The sequence below is a fragment of the Cohaesibacter intestini genome (assembly GCF_003324485.1).
Classification (GTDB): Bacteria; Pseudomonadota; Alphaproteobacteria; order Rhizobiales; family Cohaesibacteraceae; genus Cohaesibacter; species Cohaesibacter intestini.
The window spans coordinates 1-4,818 of record NZ_QODK01000020.1 but is presented as its reverse complement, the minus strand read 5'-3'; the positions used below and the strand labels follow the sequence as shown (position 1 = coordinate 4,818).

Below are 4,818 nucleotides of genomic sequence, written 5' to 3'. Positions count from 1 at the left end.
TGAAAGCGGTTCTTGGCTTCGAGATCGACCGCAATGATGTCATGTGGATTCTTGATCAGGGCCATGTTGCGGGCGGCGAAAACAAGCCCGGTGATGCCAAGCTTGTGCTCTGGGACATCAAGGCCAACAAGGAAATCCAGCGGATCAACTTCTCTGCCGAAGAGGCCGATCTGAAATGCTCTTTCCTCAATGACCTTGCCGTCGACAATGATACCGGCTTTGCCTATATCGCCGACAGCGGCATCTTCTGCAATCCGCTGCATGGGGGGCTGATTGTCTATGATTCCAAGGCGAACAAGGCACGCCGGATTCTGGATCAGCACAAATTCACCAACAACGAACCACACTTTTTCTTCAATATCGACAACCGTCAGGTGCTGAAGAATGGTGGCATGCAGACCGGCGCCGATGGCATCGCACTGTCTGCCGATAAGGATACGGTCTATTGGACCAACCTGACCGGCAACACGCTCTATAGCCTCGATACCGATTTGTTGCGTGACTTTGAAGTCTCCGAAACCGTTATCGAAAATGGCGTTGATGTGGTCACATCCTTGCCGTCCAACACCGATGGCATGACCGCCGACAACAAGGGCAACATCTATATGACCGCCCTGTCACTGGACGGCATCATGAAGCTGGACGGCAGGACCGGGCAATTGTCCCGCTTTGCCCATCATCCAGACATGAATTGGCCAGATACCCTGGCATGGGGGCCGGATGGCGCCCTGTATGTGGTGTCCAACCATCTGCATATCTGGGTTGATGGCGACATGAACTTCAAGGATCCGGACATTCCGAACTTCCGGATCTGGAAGATCCCAGGTGTTGGCAAAAGCTACACCGCTGAGTGATTGAACCGGGAGCCCTCATGTGCGCAAGGCACTTATGTGCAACACACTTGGGGGTCCTTTTTCAGGTCGCGGCGATGGCCTTCGGCTTTTGCCGCACCCCTCCTCGAAAAATAGTGAGAGCCCGCAATGCCAGATATCCTTTGTTTTGGAGAGCCACTGCTTGAATTCAACCAGCAACCAGACGGGAATTATTTGCCCGGACATGGGGGCGACACCTCCAATTGCGCCATTGCTGCTGCACGGCAAGGCGCTTCCGTCGGCTATTTCACCCATATCGGTGCCGATGCCTTTGGTGACAGCTTTATGGATCTCTGGGCGCGCGAAGGGGTCGACACCAGTGCAGTTAAGCAGGTATCAGACGCCCATACGGGCATCTATTTTGTCACCCATGGGGCGGATGGTCATCAATTCAGCTATTTCCGTGCCGGCTCCGCCAGCAGCAAGGTGACGTCCGAGGATTTGCCCGCTGAAGCCTTGGCATCCTGCAAAATCCTCCATGTGTCCGGCATTTCTCAGGCAATTTCCGACACATCCGCAGACGCGGTCTTTGCTGCCATCGACATGGTCAAAAAAGCGGGGGGCAAGGTCTCCTTTGACACCAACTTGCGACTCAAGCTCTGGCCGATTGAGCGGGCGCGTGCGGTCATTCATGCGGGCATGAGTCAGTGCGACATCGCTTTGCCGGGCCTTGATGATGCCCAGCATTTGACCGGCTTGGAGGATCCTGACGCCATTGCCGATTTTTATCTCGCACTGGGAGCCAGCATTGTTGCTCTGACCTTGGGGGCCGAAGGCACATTGGTTGCGACCGCGGATGAAAGACGCCGCATCAAGGGACGTCGGGTGGAAGCTGTTGACGCAACGGCGGCAGGCGACACCTTTGACGGGGCTTTCCTTAGTCGGATTGCCGCCGGTGACGATCCGTTCGAAGCCGCACGCTATGCCAATGCGGCGGCAGCTCTGTCGACGCAAGGCTATGGAGCCGTTGCTCCCATGCCCACCAAGGATGCCGTTCAAGCATTCTTGGCGGACGAATAGCGGGTGTAACCCTCTGAACATGGTGGGCTTCCTACCACTTTCAGAGGGTTACCCTGAACTAGGTGTAGGCCCCTCCCGAATAGGTGAGTTCATAGCTGTGGCTATAAAGCTCGAATACGATCCCGAACGGGTCCTCAACATAGACCATGCTATAAGGTTTTACATCGGGGAAATATTCCCGGACCGGCATACGTTGTTTGCCGCCAGCGGCAATGATCTTGGCCATAAGATCTAGATTTGGATCCTGAATGGCAAAGTGAAAGGTTCCATGTTGCTGGTAATTCAGGTTGTTGTCTGGAGCATGATTGCCTTTAAACTCAAACAACTCGATCCCGATGTGGTCGGCTGTCGCTGGGTGTGCGATATGGAGTTCTCCCCAACCTAAAGATCGCAACAGAGAAACAATCAGGTATAATAGCAAGACCATTGAAATGATGGAGCACTGTCAGCCCGCCAACCAGGAAATCCCGTCGAATGTTAAAGACACGGCGTTGTCCGATAAGCCGTATGGGACTTGGGTTGCGGAAACCATCAAGGCTAGCTGCCACGTGAGCCGCGCAAACAGGCCAAACACACGTCTGCTTCTGACTAGCTGTGCAGTCAGGTCAAAATGTCTTGCAATGCGGGAGCTATCCACACGGGCCATTCGAAAATTCTTTTGGTCTATCCGAAGAACTAGCCTCTACTGCAGGAAGGGTGGTTCGATACGTCTAGTTCGAGCCACCTCATAGATCATGGAACGACGATTTTTTCTCCGTCTTCCTTCACGAATTCAGTGCCGGAGGCAACATCCAACAATTCAAACACGGCTTCAGATGGCCGACATAGCCTGACGCCTTTGGGAGTGCAGACGATCGGGCGATTAACCAGAACCGGATGCTTCAGCATCTGTTCTAGAATCTCATCATCTGGAACAGATTGATTGGTCACCCCCAACTCCTTTGCAGGAGATTTTGAAGTTCTCAAAGCCTGTCTCGGTGTGAGATTTGCCGCTGCAAAAAGAGCAATTAGCTGTGGCTTTGTCCAACCATCATTGAGGTATTCGATGACGACTGGCTGGTTGCCCGTCATTTTGATGATCTCCAAGACATTGCGGGATGTTCCGCAATCGGGATTGTGATGAATTACAACGGTCATTGTTTGTTTCTTTCTTCGATCAACGTCTCGCTATGGCGGTTTCCAGCATCAGCTTGGCAACGCAAAGTTTGTAGCAATGATCAAACTCTTCACATGATCGACACTCATCCCATTCTGGAATACTGGCTTTGACATGGCGATCTGAGCGTGTGAGGCCAGCATTTTCAACTTCGAATGAAAAGACCTTTCCTGCCATATTCTCGTTTGTTTCAAAATGCAGACTGTCGTGAAACATAGTTCCATAGCAGTGCTTATGTTGTGCCATAGTCGATCCCTTTCATTTTCCTAATGCCGGAAAGTGCTGGCGGGTCCTGTTTGCGAATGCAACAAGGGAAAGCATCACCGGCACTTCAACAAGAACACCTACAACAGTGGCCAAAGCGGCTCCTGAGTTAAGACCGAAAAGGCCGATAGCGACCGCAACGGCCAGTTCAAAGAAATTGGAGGTTCCAATGAGTGCGCAAGGGGCCGCGATTCTGAATGGCACTTTCATGAACCATGCTGCAACATAGGCAATGGCAAAAATGCCGTAGGATTGCAGTAATAGCGGGATCGCAATCAGCGCAATGAGGATGGGCCGGGATAGAATGACACCGCCTTGGAAGCCGAAGAGCAGAACCACGGTTGCCAAGAGTCCGATCACGGAGATTGGCTTCAGTTTGGAAGTGAACTGAGCGACTGCTTCATCGGTTTTGCTGCCTGATACAAGAGCCTTGCGCGTCAGGTAACCGGCAACCAGCGGCACAACCACATACAGAACGACACTCAGAATCAGTGTGTCCCAAGGCACAGGAATATCCGTGACGCCCAAAAGAAGAGCGACTATAGGCGCGTATGCGACCACCATGATCAAATCGTTCACACTGACCTGAACGAGGGTGTAGTTGGCATCTCCACGGGTGAGCTGAGACCACACAAAGACCATCGCGGTACAGGGAGCAGCTCCAAGCAGAATAAGACCTGCGATATAGGAATCTGCATCAGCCGCGGACATCATATCTGCGAACAGATATTTGAAAAATACAACGCCCAGAACGGCCATCGTGAAAGGTTTGATCAGCCAGTTGACTACGAGCGTGATCAACAGTCCCTTCGGTTCATCAGCCACATGGCTGATGCTGGAGAAATCGACCGACACCATCATCGGATAGACCATCGCCCAGATGAGCACAGCGACCACAAGATTGACATGGGCATATTCAAGTGCCGCAAGTGTTCCAAACAGGCTTGGGAAAAGTTCGCCGAGAATCAATCCTGCCGCAATCGACAGGGCAACCCAAATGGACAGCCATTTCTCAAAAAAGCCAATTCCCCCAGGTTCGGAAGTGTTGGCGCTGGTATTTGCATCTACGGACATTCGTCAGCTTTCTCTTTTGATTTTCCGATTTCATCAAGTTTTGTCTGAAGAGACATGCGGTCAATGCTAGCCAAAGGAAGGGCAGTGAAGATCGAAATTCTTGAAAATAGCATCCTGTAGGAATCGGAGAATGCCAGAGCAATTTCGGTATCCGTGCCTTCGATATGCGCAGGGTCTGGAACGCCCCAATGGGCTGTCATCGGCTGGCCCGGCCAAATTGGGCACACTTCTCCGACTGCGTTGTCGCAAACCGTGAAAACAAAATCCAACTTAGGAGCTTCCGGTACTGCGAACTCATCCCAACCTTTGGAACGAGCAAAGCCGGTGTCGAAATTCATTCTCTTCAGCAATGCTAATGTCCGGGGATGAACCTCCCCTGTCGGTGTCGAACCTGCTGAGTAGGCTTGAAACCGGCCTTGCCCAACCCGATTC

The 4,818-nt window shown here is 52.2% G+C and carries 7 protein-coding genes; 2 read left to right on the top strand and 5 right to left on the bottom strand.

All coding sequences use genetic code 11. From position 1 onward, the window contains the following. Positions 1 to 854: L-dopachrome tautomerase-related protein (locus DSD30_RS21370; RefSeq protein ID WP_114011786.1), on the top strand; the 854-nt coding region annotated here is incomplete at its 5' end. 126 nt (positions 855 to 980) lie between these two features. Then, positions 981 to 1,892 (top strand): sugar kinase, encoded by a 912-nt coding sequence (locus DSD30_RS21365; protein WP_114011785.1) that lies wholly within the window; start codon positions 981 to 983, stop codon positions 1,890 to 1,892. A gap of 58 nt (positions 1,893 to 1,950) precedes the next feature. Here DSD30_RS21365 and DSD30_RS21360 read toward each other — a convergent pair whose 3' ends face one another. From DSD30_RS21360 to DSD30_RS21340, 5 genes are all read right to left on the bottom strand, one after another. After that, positions 1,951 to 2,217 (bottom strand): VOC family protein, encoded by a 267-nt coding sequence (locus DSD30_RS21360; protein WP_245418573.1) that lies wholly within the window; start codon positions 2,215 to 2,217, stop codon positions 1,951 to 1,953. 407 nt (positions 2,218 to 2,624) lie between these two features. Further along, complete coding sequence (locus tag DSD30_RS21355; protein ID WP_114011784.1) at positions 2,625 to 3,029, bottom strand: arsenate reductase family protein; 405 nt, start codon at positions 3,027 to 3,029, stop codon at positions 2,625 to 2,627. A 19-nt stretch (positions 3,030 to 3,048) separates the two neighbouring features. After that, positions 3,049 to 3,294, bottom strand: a complete 246-nt coding sequence (locus DSD30_RS21350; protein WP_157967824.1) for a hypothetical protein — start codon at positions 3,292 to 3,294, stop codon at positions 3,049 to 3,051. A 12-nt stretch (positions 3,295 to 3,306) separates the two neighbouring features. Next, the gene (gene arsB, locus DSD30_RS21345; protein ID WP_114011782.1) at positions 3,307 to 4,386 is read right to left on the bottom strand and encodes an ACR3 family arsenite efflux transporter; all 1,080 of its coding nucleotides are present in this window, start codon (positions 4,384 to 4,386) and stop codon (positions 3,307 to 3,309) included. Further along, on the bottom strand, positions 4,377 to 4,818 hold a 442-nt coding region (locus DSD30_RS21340; RefSeq protein WP_157967823.1), incomplete at its 5' end, for an arsenate reductase ArsC. The genes arsB and DSD30_RS21340, both read right to left, overlap by 10 nt.